This window comes from Streptomyces sp. CNH287, from assembly GCF_000424825.1.
In genome coordinates this window covers 358,369-376,666 of record NZ_KE384253.1, presented here as the reverse complement: position 1 = coordinate 376,666, position 18,298 = coordinate 358,369, and the positions used below count along the sequence as shown (strand labels likewise).

17 protein-coding genes are annotated in these 18,298 nt (G+C 73.0%); 8 read left to right on the top strand and 9 right to left on the bottom strand.

Annotated elements, in window-relative coordinates; genetic code table 11:
* Position 1: 1 nt before the first annotated feature.
* The 4 genes from H299_RS0131110 to mce form a co-directional block, all read right to left on the bottom strand.
* The gene (locus H299_RS0131110) at positions 2–1,003 is read right to left on the bottom strand and encodes an ATP-binding cassette domain-containing protein (RefSeq protein WP_027751632.1); all 1,002 of its coding nucleotides are present in this window, start codon (positions 1,001–1,003) and stop codon (positions 2–4) included.
* A gap of 124 nt (positions 1,004–1,127) precedes the next feature.
* Entirely contained in the window at positions 1,128–2,081 is a 954-nt protein-coding gene (locus H299_RS0131105) for a cellulose-binding protein (RefSeq protein WP_027751631.1), read from the bottom strand.
* Between the two features lie 128 nt (positions 2,082–2,209).
* Positions 2,210–5,581 (bottom strand): polarized growth protein Scy, encoded by a 3,372-nt coding sequence (gene scy, locus H299_RS0131100; RefSeq protein ID WP_486587505.1) that lies wholly within the window; start codon positions 5,579–5,581, stop codon positions 2,210–2,212.
* 223 nt (positions 5,582–5,804) lie between these two features.
* Complete coding sequence (mce, locus tag H299_RS0131095; RefSeq protein ID WP_027751629.1) at positions 5,805–6,248, bottom strand: methylmalonyl-CoA epimerase; 444 nt, start codon at positions 6,246–6,248, stop codon at positions 5,805–5,807.
* Between the two features lie 136 nt (positions 6,249–6,384).
* On the opposite strand from mce, the gene H299_RS0131090 reads away from it, so the two are divergent.
* The 3 genes from H299_RS0131090 (at position 6,385) to H299_RS0131080 (ending at position 9,550) form a co-directional block, all read left to right on the top strand.
* Positions 6,385–7,599 (top strand): acetyl-CoA C-acetyltransferase, encoded by a 1,215-nt coding sequence (locus tag H299_RS0131090; protein ID WP_027751628.1) that lies wholly within the window; start codon positions 6,385–6,387, stop codon positions 7,597–7,599.
* Positions 7,600–7,728: 129 nt separating this feature from the next.
* Positions 7,729–8,688, top strand: coding sequence for a methylmalonyl Co-A mutase-associated GTPase MeaB (gene meaB / locus H299_RS0131085; protein ID WP_027751627.1), 960 nt, complete (start codon positions 7,729–7,731; stop codon positions 8,686–8,688).
* Between the two features lie 70 nt (positions 8,689–8,758).
* Positions 8,759–9,550, top strand: coding sequence for a hypothetical protein (locus H299_RS0131080; RefSeq protein WP_027751626.1), 792 nt, complete (start codon positions 8,759–8,761; stop codon positions 9,548–9,550).
* Between the two features lie 151 nt (positions 9,551–9,701).
* Here the strand turns inward: H299_RS0131080 and H299_RS0131075 are convergent, their stop codons facing one another.
* On the bottom strand, positions 9,702–10,265 hold the full coding sequence (locus H299_RS0131075) for a PepSY domain-containing protein (protein ID WP_027751625.1): 564 nt from the start codon (positions 10,263–10,265) through the stop codon (positions 9,702–9,704).
* Positions 10,266–10,375: 110 nt separating this feature from the next.
* On the opposite strand from H299_RS0131075, the gene H299_RS0131070 reads away from it, so the two are divergent.
* Together H299_RS0131070 and H299_RS0131065 are read left to right on the top strand one after the other, a co-directional pair.
* Complete coding sequence (locus H299_RS0131070) at positions 10,376–11,041, top strand: response regulator transcription factor (protein WP_027751624.1); 666 nt, start codon at positions 10,376–10,378, stop codon at positions 11,039–11,041.
* A complete protein-coding gene (locus H299_RS0131065; protein ID WP_027751623.1) occupies positions 11,034–12,644 on the top strand; it encodes a sensor histidine kinase in 1,611 nt (536 codons plus the stop codon). Before H299_RS0131070 ends, H299_RS0131065 begins: the two co-directional genes overlap by 8 nt.
* On the opposite strand, the gene H299_RS0131060 is transcribed toward H299_RS0131065, so the two are convergent.
* Genes H299_RS0131060 through H299_RS0131045 form a run of 4 tightly spaced genes read right to left on the bottom strand, consistent with a single transcriptional unit; the run spans position 12,580 to position 15,196 of the window.
* The gene (locus tag H299_RS0131060; protein WP_027751622.1) at positions 12,580–13,053 is read right to left on the bottom strand and encodes a MarR family transcriptional regulator; all 474 of its coding nucleotides are present in this window, start codon (positions 13,051–13,053) and stop codon (positions 12,580–12,582) included. The two genes, H299_RS0131065 and H299_RS0131060, sit on opposite strands and share 65 nt — an antisense overlap.
* Positions 13,054–13,107: 54 nt before the next feature.
* Positions 13,108–13,911 carry an AIM24 family protein gene (locus H299_RS0131055; RefSeq protein ID WP_027751621.1) on the bottom strand — a complete coding sequence of 268 codons (804 nt, stop codon included), beginning with the start codon at positions 13,909–13,911 and terminating at the stop codon, positions 13,108–13,110.
* Positions 13,908–14,558, bottom strand: coding sequence for an AIM24 family protein (locus H299_RS0131050; RefSeq protein WP_027751620.1), 651 nt, complete (start codon positions 14,556–14,558; stop codon positions 13,908–13,910). The genes H299_RS0131055 and H299_RS0131050 overlap by 4 nt, the downstream gene beginning before the upstream one ends.
* Positions 14,558–15,196 (bottom strand): AIM24 family protein, encoded by a 639-nt coding sequence (locus tag H299_RS0131045; RefSeq protein WP_027751619.1) that lies wholly within the window; start codon positions 15,194–15,196, stop codon positions 14,558–14,560. The genes H299_RS0131050 and H299_RS0131045 overlap by 1 nt, the downstream gene beginning before the upstream one ends.
* A 355-nt stretch (positions 15,197–15,551) precedes the next feature.
* Between H299_RS0131045 and H299_RS0131040 the strand changes: the two genes are divergently transcribed.
* The 3 genes from H299_RS0131040 (at position 15,552) to H299_RS37195 (ending at position 18,237) form a co-directional block, all read left to right on the top strand.
* On the top strand, positions 15,552–15,911 hold the full coding sequence (locus H299_RS0131040; protein WP_027751618.1) for a DUF3817 domain-containing protein: 360 nt from the start codon (positions 15,552–15,554) through the stop codon (positions 15,909–15,911).
* Entirely contained in the window at positions 15,908–16,198 is a 291-nt protein-coding gene (locus H299_RS0131035; RefSeq protein WP_027751617.1) for an MTH1187 family thiamine-binding protein, read from the top strand. The genes H299_RS0131040 and H299_RS0131035 overlap by 4 nt, the downstream gene beginning before the upstream one ends.
* Before the next feature lie 161 nt (positions 16,199–16,359).
* Complete coding sequence (locus H299_RS37195) at positions 16,360–18,237, top strand: glycosyltransferase family 2 protein (RefSeq protein WP_078513179.1); 1,878 nt, start codon at positions 16,360–16,362, stop codon at positions 18,235–18,237.
* Positions 18,238–18,298 lie beyond the last annotated feature (61 nt).

The following is an 18,298-nucleotide window of genomic DNA, read 5'->3' as shown; positions in this document are numbered from 1 at the left end:
GTCAGCGTCCCTCCGTCCAGCCCTGGCCCCACGCCTGCCCGCCGGGTGGCGGCTGCCCGCCCGGCGGCGCGAGGGGGACGCCGCCGGGACCCTCCGCCGTCGTGTGCGCGTGGTACTCCACCGATCCCGCCGTCAGCTGCATGAACGCCTCCTCCAGCGAAGCCTTCTGCGGGCTCAGTTCGTGCAGCACGAGGCGGTGCTCCGCCGCCAGTTCGCCCAGCCGCGCCGCGTCGGCGTCCTCCACCTCCAGCGACCCGTCCCCGACCAGCACCGGCGTGATACCCGCGCCGTGCAGCACGTCGCGCATCCGCTCCGGCTCGGGCGTCCGCAGCCGTACGTAGGTGCGCGAGTTCTCGGAGATGAACGCGGCCATCGAGGTGTCCGCCATGAGCTTGCCCTGTCCGATGACCACGAGGTGCTCGGCCGTCAGCGCCATCTCGCTCATCAGGTGGCTGGAGACGAAGACCGTACGGCCCTCCGAGGCCAGTTGCTGCATCAGCGTCCGCACCCAGTGGATGCCCTCCGGGTCGAGCCCGTTGACCGGCTCGTCGAACATCAGGATGCGCGGGTCGCCCAGCAGCGCGGCGGCGATGCCCAGTCGCTGGCCCATGCCCAGCGAGAAGCCCTTGGGCCGTTTTTTGGCGACCGACGCCAGGCCGACCATGTCGAGGACCTCGGAGACCCGCCGGTCGGGGATGCCGTTGCTCTGCGCCAGGCACAGCAGGTGGTTGTACGCCGTACGGCCGCCGTGCACCGACTTCGCCTCGAGGAGCGCGCCGATGTAGTTCAGCGGCTCCTGGAGCTGGCTGTAGTGGCGGCCGTCGATGCGGATGTCGCCCGCGGTCGGACTGTCCAGGCCGAGCATCATGCGCATGGTGGTGGACTTCCCGGCGCCGTTCGGCCCGAGGAATCCCGTCACCACGCCCGGGCGCACCGAGAAGGTGAGATGGTCCACGGCGAGCTTCGCGCCGTATCGTTTCGTCAGCCCTTCCAGCTCGATCATAGGAACGACGCTAAGGCCGCAGGAGAGCCGCCGTCCACAGGTGTGCCCCCGCCCGGGTCGATCGGGGTCGATCAGGCGGGGGCACACGTGGCGGCCATGCTCCGGGGCCGCCCCCGGCAGGCTCTCAGCGCGACTGCTGTGCCGGGACGCCGCGCGTACGCGCCTCGTCCTCCGCGGAGTCCTCGTCGGCCGGGGAGCCGGCGGCGGCGACTGCGGCACCTGTGAGCGTGGCGAGCATCTCGCGGACGTTGGTCAGCTGCGCGTTGATGCTGTCCCGACGGTTCGTCAGGGCGGCCAGCTCACGCTCGGACTCGCTGCGTACGCGGTCCGCCTTGGCGTTGGCGTCGGCCACGATGTCCTCCGCCTGGCGCTGCGCGGTCTCCACCGTCTGACGGGCGCGGCGCTCCGCGTCCGTGCGCAGCTTCTCGGCCTCCAGCCGCAGCTGCTCCGCGCGGTGCTCGATCTCCGCGAGGCGCTTCTCGGCCTTCGCCTGCCGCGAGGCGAGGTCGCGCTCCGACTGCTCCCGCCGCTTGGCGAGGTTGGTCTCGAAGTCGGCGGCGGCCTGCGCGGCCTTGGCGCGGGTGTCCTCGAAGAGGGAGTCGGCCTCCTCGCGCTTGGACTGCGCGTCCTTCTCGGCCTCGCTGCGCAGCGTCGACGCGTCACTCTTGGCCTTCTCGACGACCCGGGCGCCGTCGTCCTCCGCCTTCGCCTTGCGCTCGGCGGCGAACGCCTCCGCGTCGTTGCGGACCTGCTGCGCGGCGCCCTCGGCCAGCTCGCGGTGCTGCTCGGCGGCGCGGCGAGCCTCCTCACGCAGGTCCTTGGCCTCCTCCTCGGCGAGGCGGAGGATCTTCTCGACCCGGGCACCCAGACCGGCGTACGAGGGCTCGGAGTCGGAGACCTGAGCCTGGGCGTTCTGCGTTTCGAGGTGCAGCTCCTCGATGCGCTTTTCCAGAGAGGTGATGCGGGCCAGTGCGCTGTCACGGTCGGCGACGAGCTTGGTGATGCGGTCGTCCACCTGCCCGCGTTCGTAGCCACGCCGCACCAGCTCGAAGCCGAAGGGGGAGGAAGTGTCGCTCATGGGGTTCCTGTCGAGTCAGACGGGTTATCAGACGGGGAGTGAGTGATACGGGGAATCCTAGGGGGACAAACGGCGTGTCATCGAGCTAACGGCCGTTCGATCTGGAGAATGTGCGCTCGTTCGAGTGGCTACCGCTCCGAGCGCTTGCTACCCGACCGTGTCGTACTTACACCAACACCTGCCTTGACGCCACCATTTGACCCGGCACCAGCCCCACTCTTCTTGCTGCTGCCCGAGCCACCGCTGCCGGAACCGCCTCCGGCCCCCGGTGTCTCGAACGACTCCAGTGCCTCCAGCACTTCCTGGACACGGGAGATCTCGGCGTTGATGTCTTCCTGGCGCCGTTCCAGGACGTCCAGTTCGCGGCGGCCGTCGTCGACGGTCTGCCGGGCCTCCGCGGCGGCCTCCTCGCGCAGCTGCTTCGCCTCGCGCAGCACGCTGGCCTTCTTCTGCTCCGCCTCCTTGAGCAGCCCCTCGGCCTTCTTGACCGCGGCGATCCGCACCTTGCCCGCCTCGGAGTTGGCGTCGGCCACCAGCTTGGCCGCCTTCTCCTGCGCCTCGGTGAGCTGCTCCTCGGCCGCCTTGACCAGCTTGTCGCAGCGCTCGCCCGCCGACCGCATCGCCTCGGCCGATTCCCGCCGCGCCCGGTCGTGCAACTGCTCGACCTCGCCCTCGATGCGCGTCCGTAGGTCCTCCGCGCGGTCCCGTACGGCCACCGCGTCGTTGCGCGCCTCGTTGAGCATCGTGTCGGAGTCCCCGCGCGCCTGCTCCACGACCGCACGGGCCTCCGTACGGGCGTCCGCCACCAGCCGGTCGGCCTCCTTGCGCGCGGCGCCCACCATGCTGTCGGAGCGCTTCTCGGCCTCGGCGCCGCTGCGCCGGGCCTCCTCCTCCGCCTTCGCCAGCAGCTGGTCCGCCTGCTCGGCGGCCTCGCCCCGCTTGCGCGCCGCCGCCTCGCGGGCCTCGTCCCGCACCCGGTCGGACTCGACGCGGGCCTGCTCGGCCTGCGCCAGCGCCTCGGTGACCGCGCGCTCGGCCATCGCCTTGGCGGCGTCCGTCTCCTCCCGGGCGTCCCTGCGCAGCGCGGCCACCTCGCGGTCGGCCTCGGCCCGCAGTTCGGCCACCTCCCGGTCGGCGTCCGCCCGCAGCGCGCTGGTCTCCTCGTGCGCCGCCGCGCGCAGCGCCGAGACGTCCAGCTCCGCCTGCTCGTGCAGCCCGGCCACCGACTCCCGGACCTGCCGTGCCGCCTCCTCGCCCGCGGCCACCAGCTCCGCGGCCCGCCGCTCGGCGTCCTCGACCAGGGCGGTGGCCTCCGCGCGCGCCTGCTCGGCGCGCTGCCGGGCCGAGGCGAGCAGCTCCTCGCTCTGCTCACGGGCGGTGGTGCGCTCCCGGTGCGCCTCCTCGCGGGCGTCCGCCAGCAGCTGCTCGGCCTCCCGGCGGCGACGCGCGGCCTCCTCCTGGGCGGCGGACAGCGCCTCGGCCGCCTCGGTCGTCGTACGCTCCGCCGCCGCGTCGGCCTCGGCCCGCACGCGGTCCGCGGTCTCCTGCGCCTCGGTGCGCAGCCGCTCCGCCTCCGAGGCCGCCTCGGTGCGCAGCTGCACGGCCAGCGACTCGCCCTCGGCGCGGGACTGCGAGGCGTCCGCCGCGGCCTCGGTGCGCAGCCGCTCCGCCTCCTGCTCGGCCTGCTCGGCCAGCACCCGGCGGCGCTCGGCCGCCTCGGCGCGCAGCCGCTCGGTCTCCGTGCGGGTGTCCTCGCGCAGCCGCTCCGCCTCGCCCCGGGCGTCCCCCAGCGCCTGCTCGGCGGCGACGATCTTCGCCTCGGCGTCCGCGCGCAGCCGCTCCAGGTCGGCCGCCGTCTCCGCCCTGCGGTCGGCCGATGCCTGCTCGGCGTCCTCGCGGACGCGCTGGGCGGCGGCGTCGGCCTCCGCGCGGGTGCGCCCGGCCGACTCCTCGGCGGCGGTGCGCAGCTCTTCGGCCTCCGCGCGGGCCTTCTCCAGCGCCTCCTCGGCCTGTGCGCGCAAGGTGCCGGCGCGCTCGGCGGCCTCGGTGCGGACCCGCTCGCTCTCCGTGCCCGCGTCGCCGCGGATGTCCTCGGCGTCCGCCCTGGCCTTGGCGAGCAGCTCCTCCGCGCTGGTGGCGGCCTCCTCGATCTGCTGCACGGCCTCGCGGCGGGCCTCGCCGCGAATCCGCTCGCCCTCCTCGGCGGCCTCGGCGCCCAGCTGCTCGGCCTCGCCGCGCAGCCGCCGCGCCTCCTCCTGGAGCGCGACGGTCTTGGCGCGGTACTCCTTGGTGTCGTTCTTCGCGGCGCCCTTCAGCTCCTCGGCGGTGTCGTGCGCCTCGGCACGCAGCCGGTCGGCCTCCTCCTCGGCCTCCCGGCGCAGCCGCTCGGCCTCCTCGGAGGCCGCCTTGGTGGTGGCCTTGGCCTCCTCGGACGCCTTGTTGAGCACGTCCTCCGCCGTGCGGGCCGCCTCCGCCAGCTGGTTCGCCGACTCCTCGGCCGTCCGCGTCCGGGCGTCCTCCTTGGCCTCCGCGATCAGCCGGTCGGCCTCCGTACGGGCGTCCGCGCGCAGCTGCTCGGCCTCGGCCCGCAGCGCCTCGGACTCCTTGGTCGCCTCGCCGACCATCCGGGCCACCTCGGCCTTGGCCGTACGGACCCGCTGCTCGTTGACCGACTCGGAGTCGCTCAGCCGCTTGGCCGCCGCCTCCTGGGCCTCCTCGATGCTCCTGGCGGCCTCGGCGCGCGCCTCGCGCAGCGCCGTCTCGGCCTCGCGCATCCGCTCCTCGGCCCGGCGCACCAGGTCGGCCGCCTCGCGGCGGCTGGCCTCGGACTCGGAGGTGGTGGTGGTGCGCAGCTGCTCGGCCTGGTCGGCGGCCTCCTGCGCCTGTGCCGAGGCGGCACCGACCAGGCGCTCGGCGTCCGTACGGGCCCGGCGCAGGAGGGCCTCGGCCTCGGCGCGGGCGGAGGCGGCCTCGGTGCTCAGCCGGTGGCGCGACTCCTCGGTCAGCCGCTGCGCCTCCGCGCGGGCGGAGGCGAGCGAGCGCTCCGTCTCGGCGCGGGTCTCCTCCATCAGGCGGCGGGCCTGCTGCTCGGTGCGGGTGCGCAGCTGCTCGGCCCAGGCGACGTTCTCGTTGACGTGGGACTCGACGGTGGCGCGGCGCTCGGACAGCTCCTGGTCCAGCTGCTGCCTGCGCCGCACGGCCTCGCTGTGCAGCTCGGACTCCAGCCGGGCCTGCGCCTCCGCCTGCTCCTGGAGGAGGCGCTGGCTCTGGGCGCGGACGTCACGCAGCTCGCGCTCCGCGTCGGCCCGCATCTGGTCGGCCTGGAGCTGCGCGGTGTGCAGCAGCTGCTCGGCCTGGTGCGAGAGGTTGTCGTAGCCGGCGGGGCGCGTGGCGAGGGCGCGGCGCGCCTCGTGGAGCTTGGCGCGCAGCACTTCGACCTGGTAGCCGAGGTCGTCGGCGTGTTCGACGGCCTTTTCGCGCTCCTTCTTGAGCCGCTCCATCTCGGCCTCGAACTGCGAGAGGTGGTCGTCAGCCTCGTAGCCCGGCACTGCGCGGTCCCATCCGTCCCCTGGTCGTTGTGAAGTGAACTGGCCTTTCCCGATGCCGTGCAGGGGAAATGGTGTCAGATCATCGGCGGAACGTGGACCGAGCGCAGCCCGGAACCCTCCACAGGGTCCTGGAGAGCCCGCCCCGACGCCACTCTACCGGCCGGGGAAGCGGACGTCAGTGGTCCGTTGTGGCGGAGGGCGACGCGGAGGTTACCAGCTCGGTGAGGACGCCATGGCAGTCCTTGGGGTGGAGGAAGGTGATCCGGGAGCCCATGGACCCGCGCCGGGGCTCGTCGTAGAGGACACGGACGTCCCGGCCGGCGATGGTGCCGGCGGCGGCGTCCACGTCGGGGGTGCCGAAGGCGATGTGGTGCACGCCCTCGCCGTGCCGCTCCAGCCACTTGGCGACCGTCGCGTCCGGCCGTACGGGCTCCAGGAGCTGGATGTACGAGGCGCCGCCGTCGTCGGTGCCGCCCACCCGCAGCATGGCCTCCCGTACGCCCTGCTCCTCGTTGACCTCGGTGTGGAAGACCTCGAACCCGTAGGTGCGCCGGTAGAACTCGACGGTCGCGTCCAGGTCGAAGCAGGCGATTCCGATGTGGTCGATTCGCGTCAGCATGGAGACAGTGCAGCGCTCCGCCGGTCGATTACGCAACGTGCGCACGGTCACACCGGCTGGACGGTGACCGGACGGAGTACCGCTCAGTATGTTGGGGGGTGAACCCTCGTTAACGTCCGGACGGGAAGAGGAACTCATGTCTGGCATCACCGGCAGGCCCCCCACCACCACCTCCGTGATCGTCGCCGGCGCCCGTACGCCCATGGGCAGGCTGCTCGGCTCGCTGAAGTCCTTCTCCGGCGCCGAGCTGGGCGGCTTCGCCATCAAGGCGGCGCTGGAGCGCGCGGGAATCGGCGGCGACCAGGTCGAGTACGTCATCATGGGGCAGGTGCTCCAGGCGGGCGCGGGGCAGATCCCGGCCCGGCAGGCGGCGGTGCACGCCGGCATCCCGATGGACGTCCCCGCCCTCACGGTGAACAAGGTCTGCCTCTCCGGCCTCGACGCCATCGCGCTGGCCGACCAGCTGGTGCGGGCCGGGGAGTTCGACGTGGTCGTCGCGGGCGGCCAGGAGTCGATGACCAACGCGCCGCACCTGCTGCCGGGGTCCCGTGAGGGATACCGCTACGGAGCGCTGGAGGTCCTGGACTCCATGGCGCACGACGGGCTGACCGACCCGTTCGAGCACATCGCGATGGGCCAGTCCACCGAGCACCACAACGGCCTGCTGGGCATCGGGCGCGACGAGCAGGACGCGATCGCCGCCGCCTCGCACCAGCGGGCCGCCGCCGCGCAGCGTGAGGGGCGCTTCGACGCCGAGATCGTCCCCGTCGAGGTCCCGCAGCGGCGCGGTGAGCCGGTGCTCGTCACGCGGGACGAGGGCATCCGCGCGGACACCACCACCGAGTCGCTGGCCAGGCTGCGGCCCGCGTTCGCCTCGGACGGCACGATCACCGCCGGTTCGGCCTCCCAGATCTCCGACGGCGCCGCCGCGGTGGTCGTGATGAGCCGGGCCAAGGCGGAGGAGCTGGGCCTGGAGTGGCTCGCCGAGATCGGCGCGCACGGCAACGTCGCGGGCCCGGACAACTCGCTCCACTCGCAGCCCTCGAACGCGATCGCGCAGGCGCTGAAGAAGGACGGCCTCTCGGCCGGCGACCTCGACCTGGTCGAGATCAACGAGGCGTTCGCGGCCGTGTGCGCGCAGTCGGTGAAGGACCTGGGGGTGTCCCACGACAGGGTGAACGTCGACGGCGGGGCGATCGCCCTGGGGCACCCGATCGGGATGTCCGGGGCCCGTCTCGTGCTGCATCTCGCGCTCGAACTGCGGCGGCGCGGGGGCGGCGTCGGTGCGGCGGGCCTGTGCGGCGGCGGCGGCCAGGGCGACGCGCTGATCGTCCGGGTGCCCGGCGCGTAGGGTCTGGCGTGCCGCGGGTGCGGGGCCAGGCGGCCCCGCACCCGCCGAAGCACACAGCGGGCAGCACACAGCGGGCGGCAGGAAGCGGTGCGGCGGTGGCCGCCGCAGGGACAGAGGAGCTGGGACCGGATGGTGGACGTCCCCACACTGGTGGCGCAGGCGAGGGAGGGCCGGCCGCGCGCCGTGGCGCGGCTGATCTCCCTGGTGGAGGGGGCCTCGCCGCAGCTGCGCGAGGTCATGGCGGCGCTGGCCCCGCGCTGCGGCCGGGCGTACGTGGTCGGGATCACCGGCTCGCCCGGGGTGGGCAAGTCGACCTCGACCTCCGCGCTCGTCTCCGCCTACCGGAAGGCGGGCAAGCGGGTCGCGGTGCTGGCAGTCGACCCCTCCTCGCCGTTCTCCGGCGGCGCGCTGCTGGGCGACCGCGTGCGGATGAGCGAGCACGCCTCCGACCCCGGCGTCTACATCCGCTCCATGGCCACCCGCGGGCACCTGGGCGGACTGGCCTGGGCGGCGCCGCAGGCGATCCGGGTGCTGGACGCGGCGGGCTGCGAGGTGATCCTCGTCGAGACGGTCGGGGTGGGCCAGTCCGAGGTGGAGATCGCCGCACAGGCCGACACCAGCGTCGTCCTGCTGGCCCCCGGCATGGGGGACGGCATCCAGGCCGCGAAGGCGGGCATCCTGGAGATCGGCGACGTCTACGTGGTCAACAAGGCCGACCGGGACGGCGCGGACGCCACCGCCCGGGAGCTGAACCACATGCTCGGCCTGGGCGAGGCCCGCGGCCCTGGCGACTGGCGCCCGCCGATCGTCAAGACGGTCGCTGCCCGCGGCGAGGGACTCGACGAGGTGGTCGAGGCCCTGGAGAAGCACCGGGCGTGGATGGAGGAGCGCGGCGTGCTCGCGGAGCGCCGGGCACGGCGGGCGGGGCACGAGGTCGAGGCCATCGCCCTCACGGCACTGCGCGAGCGGATGGAGGGCCTGCACGGCGACCGCCGCCTGGACGCCCTGGCCGAACGGATCGTGAACGGCTCCCTGGACCCGTACACGGCGGCCGACGAACTGATCGCCGGCCTGAAGTCCGACGCGTGAGCGGGCTGCGGCCCGCCGGTAGCGGCGAAGCCGCGCACCTCGTACTGACTGCCGGAAGCGGTACAAGAAAATGACGATTCTCTCGGTGCATTCGGAGTCGCTGCGAAGCCCGGACCGGAAAAGGGCACTGCTCGCTCTGTCCCGGCTGGCAGAGACTGCGGCCCCGCAGAGTGTCGCCTTCGAGGAAGAGGCGGTTACCTGGATTCCGCACCTGCTGGAATTGGCGTTGGGTGAAGATATCGTCGTCAAGGCTGAGCTGCTCACCTACCTGGGAAACGTGCACGGATCGGCTCTCGGAGCCTGGGAGCGCATCAGAGGCGAGTGTGGTCCCGAAGAAAAGCCGGAATACGACGAAATGGTCGACTGGGAGCGAAGCATCGCCGCCAGCTATGAAGCCGCCGCTCCCGCACTGCTGGAAATTGTCAGGACGGTACCGGATCAGCGAGTCTGTGGCGCTGCGCTGCAGATCCTGTCGAAATTGGAAAGCCAGGGGGCAACGCTCGTGCCCACCCTGATGTCGATGTTCGATGAAGTAGTCGACAGCGGCTTGCGGGTGGACATCGTCGAGGCTCTGGCGCATGCGGGAATCTCCCTGGGCCCTGACGCGGGCGCTCTCGCATCGGTCCAGGACTGGATGCACGCACGACGAGGAAGCACGGCACCAGGGGTGCGGCTGGGGGTGACGCTCAGCCTGCTGGCCAGGGCCGAACCCGACGCCCGGGGGCCTTTGCAGCGATCAGTCGTCACATTCTCCGAGGAGGAGCGCGCCGCGGCACTGGAAGCGATGTGGCTCTACGAGCGGACTGTCGAATGGGCCACCAGGCGAAGAGTGGTGGCCGGGTCGACGCGCTACGTCGGCTGACATCGCCGGACCACGGCCGCCCCGAGGCTGGTCCGCCCACGCCCGGTACGGACGCGGGCAGCGCCGCACCCCGCCGGGCGGTCTCGGCGGGGTGCGGCGTCGCGTGGCCTGCTCACAGCGTTCCGCTCCGTGCGCGGAGGGCTGCCGTGAGTCAGTCGTCGTCGCGGTCGTCGCGGTCGTCGCGGTCGTCGTCACCGCGGTCGTCCGCGGCGTCGTCCTGGTCGGCGTGCTTGTCGAGCAGCTTGCCGGTGTCGGCGTCGAGGGTGACCTCGTACCACTTCTTGTCCTTGCCGAGGACGTCCGCCTCCCAGACCAGGCCGCGCCGGTCCTTCGCGCCGTCGTCGCTGTCGTCGTCCAGGTCGACGGACTGCACGGTGCCGCCCGGCACGGCGGCCAGCGCCTTGTCCACGGCCTCCTTGGCGGACAGCTTCGCCCCGGCCAGCTCCTTGGCGTCGTCGCGGTCGTCCCGGTCGTCGGCCCGGCGGTCGTCGCCGTCGTCGTCACGGCCGTCGTCGTCCCGGTCGTCCTGGTCGTCGCTGTCGTCCCGGTCGTCCGTGGAGTCGTTCTGCGCGCCGCCGCGGTCCGAGGACGAGGTGCCCGCCCCGTCGTCGGAGTCCGAGGCGACGGCGAAGGCGCTGGTGCCGCCGATGGTCAGCGCGGCGGCGGCGATGGCGGAGATCAGGAACTTGCGCTTGTTCGAGGTCGTGCGGTTCATGCTGTGCCTCCCTGGCGGTCGATGACGTGACCTACCGTCGCAAGGCGTTGCTGAAGCCACGCTGAAGCCGCCTGAAGATCCCTTCAGCAAGCTTCGGGCAAGCTGGACGCATGCGCCTGTTGATCGTGGAGGACGAACGGCGGCTCGCCCTGTCGCTGGCCGGAGGACTGAACGCCGAGGGGTTCGCCGTCGATGTGGTCCACGACGGGCTGGAGGGACTGCGCCGCGCCGGCGAGGGCGTCTACGACCTCGTCATCCTGGACATCATGCTGCCGGGCATGAACGGCTACCGGGTCTGCGCCGCCCTGCGCGCGGCCGGGCACGAGACGCCGATCCTGATGCTCACCGCCAAGGACGGCGAGTACGACGAGGCCGAGGGCCTGGACACCGGCGCCGACGACTACCTCACCAAGCCGTTCTCCTACGTGGTGCTCGTCGCCCGGGTGCGGGCGCTGCTGCGCCGCCGTACCCGGGGCGCGGCGACCGTCCTGCGGCTGGGCGCGCTGACCGTGGAGCCGGCCAGCCGCCGGGTCGCGGTCGGCGAGCGCGAAGTGAGCCTGACCGCGAAGGAGTTCTCCGTTCTGGAGCAGCTGGCGACCCGCGCGGGCGAGGTGGTCTCCAAGGCGCAGATCCTGGAGCACGCCTGGGACTTCGCCTACGAGGGCGACGTCAACATCGTGGAGGTCTACGTGAGCGCGCTGCGCCGCAAGCTCGGCGCCGGGTGGATCACCACCGTGCGCGGCGCCGGATACCGGCTGGTGGACGCCGGTGCGTAGGGGCTCCGTACGCGCCAGGGCCGCGATCGGTGCCACGGCCGTGGTCGCGGTGGCGCTGGTCGCCGCCGGGCTCGCGGTGATCTCGGCGCTGCGCGGCGGGCTCGCCGACAACGCCCGGCTGGAGGCGGAGTCGGCCGCGCGCGAGGTCGCGGCGCAGGCGGCCGACGTCACCGGGCGGAAGCTCGGCGGCATCGAGGGGCTGGAGAGCGACGCGCCGGTGCAGGTCGTGGACGCCGACGGCAAGGTGCTCGGCGCGTCCGAGGGGCTGACGGGGGCCCGCGCGCTGGCCGACTTCCACCGCCCTCCGCAGCCGCCGCGCCCCGATCCGGCGCCCAGCCGCACGGACGACGACGGGGACGCCGATTCCGACGACACCGATGCGGACGACAACGATGCCGACGAGGACGCGGACGACGCGGACGACTCCGAGCGCTCGGACGGCGACTCGGCCACCCCCGCCCCCTCCCCGCGCCCCGTCACCGTCGACCGCGACAGCGACGACGAGACCCTCACCCTCCCCGTCGACGACGACGGCGAGCCCGCCCCCGCGTCCGAGGCCACCGGGAAGCAGGACTTCCGCGTCGTCGCCGTCCAGAGCGTGACCCGCGACGGCACCCCCGTGACCGTCTACGCCGGTGCCTCGCTGGCCGACCAGGAGCAGGCCGTCGACTCGGTCAGCCGGACGATGCTCATCGGCCTGCCCGCCGTGCTGGCGGTGGTGGCCGCGGTGACCTGGCTGGTGACCCGGCGGGCGCTGCGCCCGGTGGAGGGCATCCGGCGCGAGCTGGCGGAGATCACGGCGAGCACCGACCTGAGCCGCCGCGTGCCGGAGCCCGCCGCGCGCGACGAGGTGGCCCGACTGGCCCGTACGACGAACGAGACGCTCACCGCGCTGGAGGCGTCCGTCGAGCGCCAGCGCCGCTTCGTGGCGGACGCCTCGCACGAGCTGCGCAGCCCCATCGCCTCGCTGCGCACCCAGCTGGAGGTGGGCGCCGCGCACCCCGAGCTTTTGGACGTGGACGGCGCGGTGCAGGACACCGTACGGCTCCAGGGGCTCGCCGCCGATCTGCTGCTGCTCGCCCGGCTGGACGCGGGGGAGCGCCCGGGGGACGCCCCGGTGGCGCTGTCCGCGCTGGTGCGCGAGGAGCTGGACCAGCGGGTGGGCGACCGGCTGCCGGTGGTACGGGGCCGGCTGGCGGACGCGGAGGTGCTCGGCTCGCGCGGCCAGCTGGCGCGGGTGCTCGGCAACCTGCTGGACAACGCCCAGCGGCACGCGGTGGCGACCGTACGGGTCGGGGTGCGCCTGAGCGAGGGCTGGGCGGTGCTGGAGGTCGCGGACGACGGCGCGGGGGTGCCCGAGGCGGAGCGGGAGCGCGTCTTCGAGCGCTTCGTACGCCTCGACGACGCGCGCACCCGCGACGAGGGCGGCGCCGGGCTCGGGCTGGCCATCGCCCGCGACGTGGCACGGCGGCACGGCGGCACGCTGAGTGCGGGCACCGCCCCGGAGGGCGGTGCGCTCTTCGTGCTGCGGCTGCCGGTCAGGAGTCCCGGTGGCCGTGCAGATGACTCGCGACCGGGGCCAGCGACTTCTGGAGACCGGTGAGGCTGTCCTCCGGCAGCAGGTCGATGAAGTGCCGCCGTACGGAGGCGACGTGGTGGGGGGCGACGCCGCGCATCGTCTCCCAGCCGTGGTCGGTCAGGACGGCGAAGAGCCCGCGCTTGTCCGAGTCGCAGCTCTCCCGCCGCACCAGGCCGCTGTTCTCCATGCGGGTGATCTGGTGCGAGAGCCTGCTCTTGGACTGGAGGGTGCGCGTGGCCAGTTCGCTCATCCGCATCCGGCGGTCCTCGGACTCGCTGAGGTTGACGAGGATCTCGTAGTCGTTGTTCGTGAGGCCGAACGGCTGCAGGTCGCGCTCCAGTTGGTGCATGAGGAGGCGGCTTACCTCCAGATGCGTGCGCCACACCCGCTGCTCCTCGTCGTTGAGCCAGGGGGTGCCGTTTTCGGGATTCATACCTGTCGACCTTACTGAGAGATCCGTCTTACCGAGAGAGCCGCGGGCGGGTGATCACAGACCGAAGCGCCGTTGCAGGTCGCCGAGCTGGCCGGGCATCCGGGGTGTCTGCCCGCCGGTGCGGCCCGGCCCGCCGCCGGGGGAGGGGGTGCCGCCGCCACCGCCGGGCACACCCGCCTGCTGGGGGACGGCCCCGGTGGCCTGCTCCGGCATGAGCACCTCGGTGGACTGGATGAGCACCGAGCCCGCCCCGACGAACTCGAACTGGTGCTCCTCGCCGGAGGAGCCGCCCAGGCCGGTCATCGCCCGCAGTCCGCCCAGGACCCCGCGCAGGTACTGGTGGTCGTAGTGATGACACGGGGAGGGGCAGTCCGCCCAGCCCACCAGCGCCTGCGGGTCGACCCGGACGGGCGGCTCCACGAAGTGCACCGGACCGTTGGACGCGGCGACGAACTTGCCCGTCCCGATCAGGGTGAGGAAGCCGGGGATGATCGACTGCTTGAGCGAGAGCGTCGGCTCGAAGGCCAGCAGGTTGCCGGAGCGGATGGTGAGGTTGCCCTCGGCCAGGTCGTAGGAGTTGACGTCGAAGGCGCGGTCCGCGAGCAGCATCCGGCCCTCGCCCTGTGCCACCACCCAGTCCGCGGCGTGCAGCGGCGAGTGGAAGCTGCCCGCGACCAGCCGGTCCAGCGGGCCGTGGCCGATGCCGTGGAAGTCGATCTGCCCGAAGTAAGCGATCATCTTCCCCTTCTGGAGGAACCACTGCCCGTGCAGGTCCACGCAGAAGGCGTACGCGTTGACGTTGTCGTCCGAGGGCAGGGAGTGGAAGTCGTACACCTGGGGGCCCGTCGCACCGGTCACAGCTTCTCCTCGCTCGCCTGCACGAACACCGCGCCGTGCCCGGACAGCTCCAGCTGGAAGCCCTCGCCGGAGCCGCGCCCGACCATGTCCCGCCAGCCGAGCGCGGTGGAGAGCTTGTTGCGTACGTCGCCGTGGTGCGCCACGTACGCCTGCGGATCGACGTGGACGGGGCGGCCGGGCGAGATCGGCAGCTCCAGGACGCCGCCGTGCGCCATCACCGCGACCGCGCCCCGGCCCTTGAGGGTGGTGGTGAACAGCCCCTGCCCGGTGACCTGGCCGCGCACCATGCCCATCACCCCGCCCTGCGCGCCCAGGAAGAGCGTGCCCTGCTCCAGCGAGCCGTCGAAGGCGAGCAGCCGGTCGGCCTCGACGCAGAGCGTGTCCCCGTCCAGCTCGACCACCTGGACGTGGTGGCCGCCGTGCCCGAAGAGCACGGTGCCGTCCCCCTCGACCGTCATCAGCGGGGCGGCCTCACCGGCGACCCGTCTGCCGATCATGGACATCACCCCGCCCTGTCCGCCGGTGCGGTTGGGCGCGAAGGTCACCTCGCCCCGGTAGGCGATCATCGCCCCGCGCTGGCTGAACATCCGCTGCCCGGGCAGCACCCGGGCCTCCACCAGCTTCGAGTTGATCTCACGGAAGGCCATCAGATCTCCCCTCCGACCGTGTTCCGCTCGCTGGGCTGCACGTAGACCAGCCCCTCGCCCTCGAAACGGACCTGGAAGGACTCGCCCGAACCCTCCCCCAGGTACGTACGGAAGCTGACCCCGGACTGGAAGCTCTGCCGCAGGTCGCCGGTGTGCGCGACGTACGCGCCGGGGTCGACCTGGAGCGGGGTGCCGCGAGTGACCCGCAGTACGACGGCCGGGCCGTCGGACATCAGCGCGGCCTGCCCGCTGCCCTCCACCTTCGTGGTGAAGAGGCCGTTGCCCTGGGAGGCGCCGCGCACGCCGGTGAAGGCGGTGCCGGTGCGCAGCGCGGCCTCCGTGCACAGCAGGTTGCTCGCCTCGACGTGCAGCGTCTCGCCGTTCAGCCGCACCAGGCTGATGTCGGCGGCGCGGTCCGCGAAGTAGCAGGTGCCCTCGCCCTTGACCTCCATCACGGTCAGCGATTCGCCGGTGAGTCTGCGGGTGACCATGCCGCGCAGGCCCTCGCCGCCGCCGGACATCTTCTTGAAGGCCATCCGGCCGTCGTACGCGACCATCGAGCCGTTCTTCGCCCGCACCGCGTCGCCGGTGAGGATCACCGCGAGCACCTTGCCGCCCTCGAGCAGAAACTGAGCCACAGGGGTGAACTTATCCGGCCATGAGCAGGGATACCAGGGCCCCTGCCCGGGTGGAGCCGGGTCGCGTGCCCGACGGGACGGGGTCCCAGGCGTTCCGGCGGCCTGAGAGCCTGCCGGGTCGCCGTGGTCCGGTCGGCGGGTGTGGACCGGTGTGTGGCGCCGAGGCGGAGGAGGGAGTCGACGCGGAGCGTCGGTGGCCGACGGCAACGCGCGTGCCAGGGCGCACCCGCCCGGTCAGAGGCCACCCGGCAGGCTCTGAGAGAATGGCCGGGCTCGTGCGCCGCGCGGGGCGGGGGGAGGCCCGGGGAGCGCGCCGGGCGCCGTCCGTTCCCGCCGTACTCACGAAGGCACTCCTGTGGACCTCAAGACCGCCGCCGCCCTGCACCGCCTGCGACTCGTCTCCGTGCCGGAGGCGCTCTCGTTTCCCGCCCTGCTGATCTTCGGTTCGCTGCTCAGCCGGGTCTCGGACATCGACTTCCTGATGATGCCGCTGGGCATCCTGCACGGCCTGCTCTTCGTCGCGTACGTCGTGCTGCTGGCCGACGTGTGGAACCGCGCCAAGTGGCCGCTGGGCCGGGTCGCCTTCTTCCTCCTGCTGGCGGTGCTCCCGTTCGGCGGGCTCTACGGCGACCGGGTGCTCAAGCGGGACGAGCGGGCCGGGGTCATCGCCGCGCGCGCCCGCCAGGAGAAGGTGGGGGGAGTGGTCAACCAGTGATCGTCGCCTTCTCCGTCACGCCGCTGGGCGTGGGCGAGGACGTGGGGGAGTTCGTCGCCGACGCGGTGCGCGTGGTGCGCGAGTCGGGGCTGCCCCACCGTACGGACGCGATGTTCACCTCCCTGGAGGGTGAGTGGGAGGAGTGCATGGAGGTCGTGCGCCGGTCGGTCGCCGCCGTCGAGGCGCGGGCTCCGCGCGTCTCGCTGGTCCTGAAGGCCGACATCCGGCCGGGTGTCACCGACGGTCTGACCGCGAAGGTGGAGACCGTGGAGCGGTACCTCGCCTGAGAGCCCCTCGTCTGACGGCACCTCGCCTGACGGTGCGATGTCTGACGGTGTGACGCCTGACGGTGCGGCGGGCACCGCCCGCTCGGACCCTTTCAGCTCGACACGGGTCGCTATGTCCACTTTGGTGGGCTTATCGGCTTAGTTGACGTGCTGGAGGGACTGTGGCGCCGGAGGGCTACGACTACGAGACCTACAGCCGGATCACCGGCCCTCTCACCACCGCGGGGCCCGACTACCGGGTCCGCTACCGCAGCCTCCTCTTCCAGGGGCCGCGCCGCGTCCGCGCCCTCCTGCTGACGGCCGCCGCGCCCACCGCGTGCCTGGTCATGCTGGTCTGGCTGATGTGGCCCTCGCACTGGACGCAGCGCGGCGGCGGCGCGGGGTGGCTGACCGGCGCCGACGTCGTGATGCTCGTCGCGCTGGGCCTGATCGAGCTGTTCCGCCTGGTCAACGTGGTCTCCATCGCGCACGCCACGCTGGTGGCCTGCGACCCGCAGCCCGTACGCGCCAGGAAGGGCATCCGGGTCGCGTTCCTGACCACGTACGTGCCGGGCAAGGAGCCGCTCGCCATGGTCCGGGCCACCCTGGAGGGGGCGCTGCGCGTACGGCACCGCGGCCGGCTGCACGTGTGGCTGCTGGACGAGGGGGACGACGCGGAGGCGCGCGCGCTCTGCGCCGAACTGGGCGTCCATCACTTCACCCGGAAGGGTGTCGAGGACTGGAACCGGCCGCGTGGACCCCATCGGGCGAAGACCAAGCACGGCAACTACAACGCCTGGCTGGACGCGCACGGCGACGACTACGAGTTCTTCGCCTCCGTCGACACCGACCACGTCCCGCTCCCCGGTTTCCTGGAGCGGATGCTCGGCTACTTCCGCGACCCGGACGTCGCCTTCGTCGTCGGGCCGCAGGTGTACGGCAACTACCGCGGCGTCGTCACCAAGTGCGCCGAGAGCCAGCAGTTCCTCTTCCACGCCCTGATCCAGCGCGCGGGCAACCGCTACGGCTCCGCCATGTTCGTCGGGACCAACAACTGCGTGCGCGTCTCCGCGCTGAAGTCCATCGGCGGGCTGTGCGACTCGATCACCGAGGACATGGCCACCGGCTTCGAGCTGCACCGGCGGCGCAACCCGGAGACCCGCCGCAGGTGGCGCTCCGTCTACACCCCGGACGTGCTGGCCGTCGGCGAGGGCCCGGAGTCCTGGACGGACTTCTTCACCCAGCAGCTGCGCTGGTCGCGGGGCACCTACGAGACGCTGCTCACCCAGTACGGCCGCACCCCCCACCGGCTCTCGGCCGGGCGGCTGCTGAGCTACTCGCTGATGCTCGCCTACTACCCGATGAGCGCCCTGACCTGGATGCTCGGGGCCCTCAGCTGCACCCTCTTCCTTTGGGTCGGCGCCTCCGGCACGCAGGTGCCGCCGTCCCTGTGGCTGATGCTCTACGGGGACGCGGCGGCGCTCCAGATCGGCCTCTACGTGTGGAACCGGCGGCACAACGTCTCCCCGCACGAACCCAAGGGCTCCTCGGGGGTGGCCGGGATGCTGATGTCCGCGCTCTCCGCGCCGATCTACGCCCGCTCCCTGGTCGCGGCGGCGCTGCGGCGGCCGTGCCGGTTCGTGGTCACCCCGAAGGGCGGCTCGGTCAGCCTGGACCAGCCCGCCACCTTCCGCACCCACCTGTGGTGGGCGGCGGCGGTGGCGCTCTCCTTGCTGGCGTCGGTGGTGCTCGGGCACACGCATGTCGCGATGCGGCTCTGGTCGGTGCTGGCGCTGGCGGTCGCCCTGGCCCCGGCGGTGGTGTGGTGGTACGCGGCACGCAAGGGCGAGCGCCCGCTGCGGGAGCTGGCCACGGCGGGGCTGCGGGCGCTGCGCGCCGTTCGCGTGCCCGGTGCCCGCGCCGCCGCGGAGCAGCGGGCCGCGGCGGGTGCGGCCGAGGGGGCCGGGGCGGAGTCCGCGCGGGCGGCGCTGGGGGAGGCGTCGTCCGGGGGGCCGGGCGAAGCCTCGCCGGCGCTGGCCGCCAGCTCCGGGCGCGGCTGAGAGGCAGTCCGACAGCCGCCGCGGCCCCCGGCGGTCACGCCGCAGCGCGCCCCCGCCGCCC

Coding starts and splice junctions, on each gene's coding strand:
- H299_RS0131110 (WP_027751632.1), bottom strand. CDS start 1,003: ATGATCGAGCTGGAAGGGCTGACGAAACGATACGGCGCGAAGCTCGCC.
- H299_RS0131105 (WP_027751631.1), bottom strand. CDS start 2,081: ATGAGCGACACTTCCTCCCCCTTCGGCTTCGAGCTGGTGCGGCGTGGC.
- scy (WP_486587505.1), bottom strand. CDS start 5,581: ATGGAGCGGCTCAAGAAGGAGCGCGAAAAGGCCGTCGAACACGCCGAC.
- mce (WP_027751629.1), bottom strand. CDS start 6,248: ATGCTGACGCGAATCGACCACATCGGAATCGCCTGCTTCGACCTGGAC.
- H299_RS0131090 (WP_027751628.1), top strand. CDS start 6,385: ATGTCTGGCATCACCGGCAGGCCCCCCACCACCACCTCCGTGATCGTC.
- meaB (WP_027751627.1), top strand. CDS start 7,729: ATGGTGGACGTCCCCACACTGGTGGCGCAGGCGAGGGAGGGCCGGCCG.
- H299_RS0131080 (WP_027751626.1), top strand. CDS start 8,759: ATGACGATTCTCTCGGTGCATTCGGAGTCGCTGCGAAGCCCGGACCGG.
- H299_RS0131075 (WP_027751625.1), bottom strand. CDS start 10,265: ATGAACCGCACGACCTCGAACAAGCGCAAGTTCCTGATCTCCGCCATC.
- H299_RS0131070 (WP_027751624.1), top strand. CDS start 10,376: ATGCGCCTGTTGATCGTGGAGGACGAACGGCGGCTCGCCCTGTCGCTG.
- H299_RS0131060 (WP_027751622.1), bottom strand. CDS start 13,053: ATGAATCCCGAAAACGGCACCCCCTGGCTCAACGACGAGGAGCAGCGG.
- H299_RS0131050 (WP_027751620.1), bottom strand. CDS start 14,558: ATGGCCTTCCGTGAGATCAACTCGAAGCTGGTGGAGGCCCGGGTGCTG.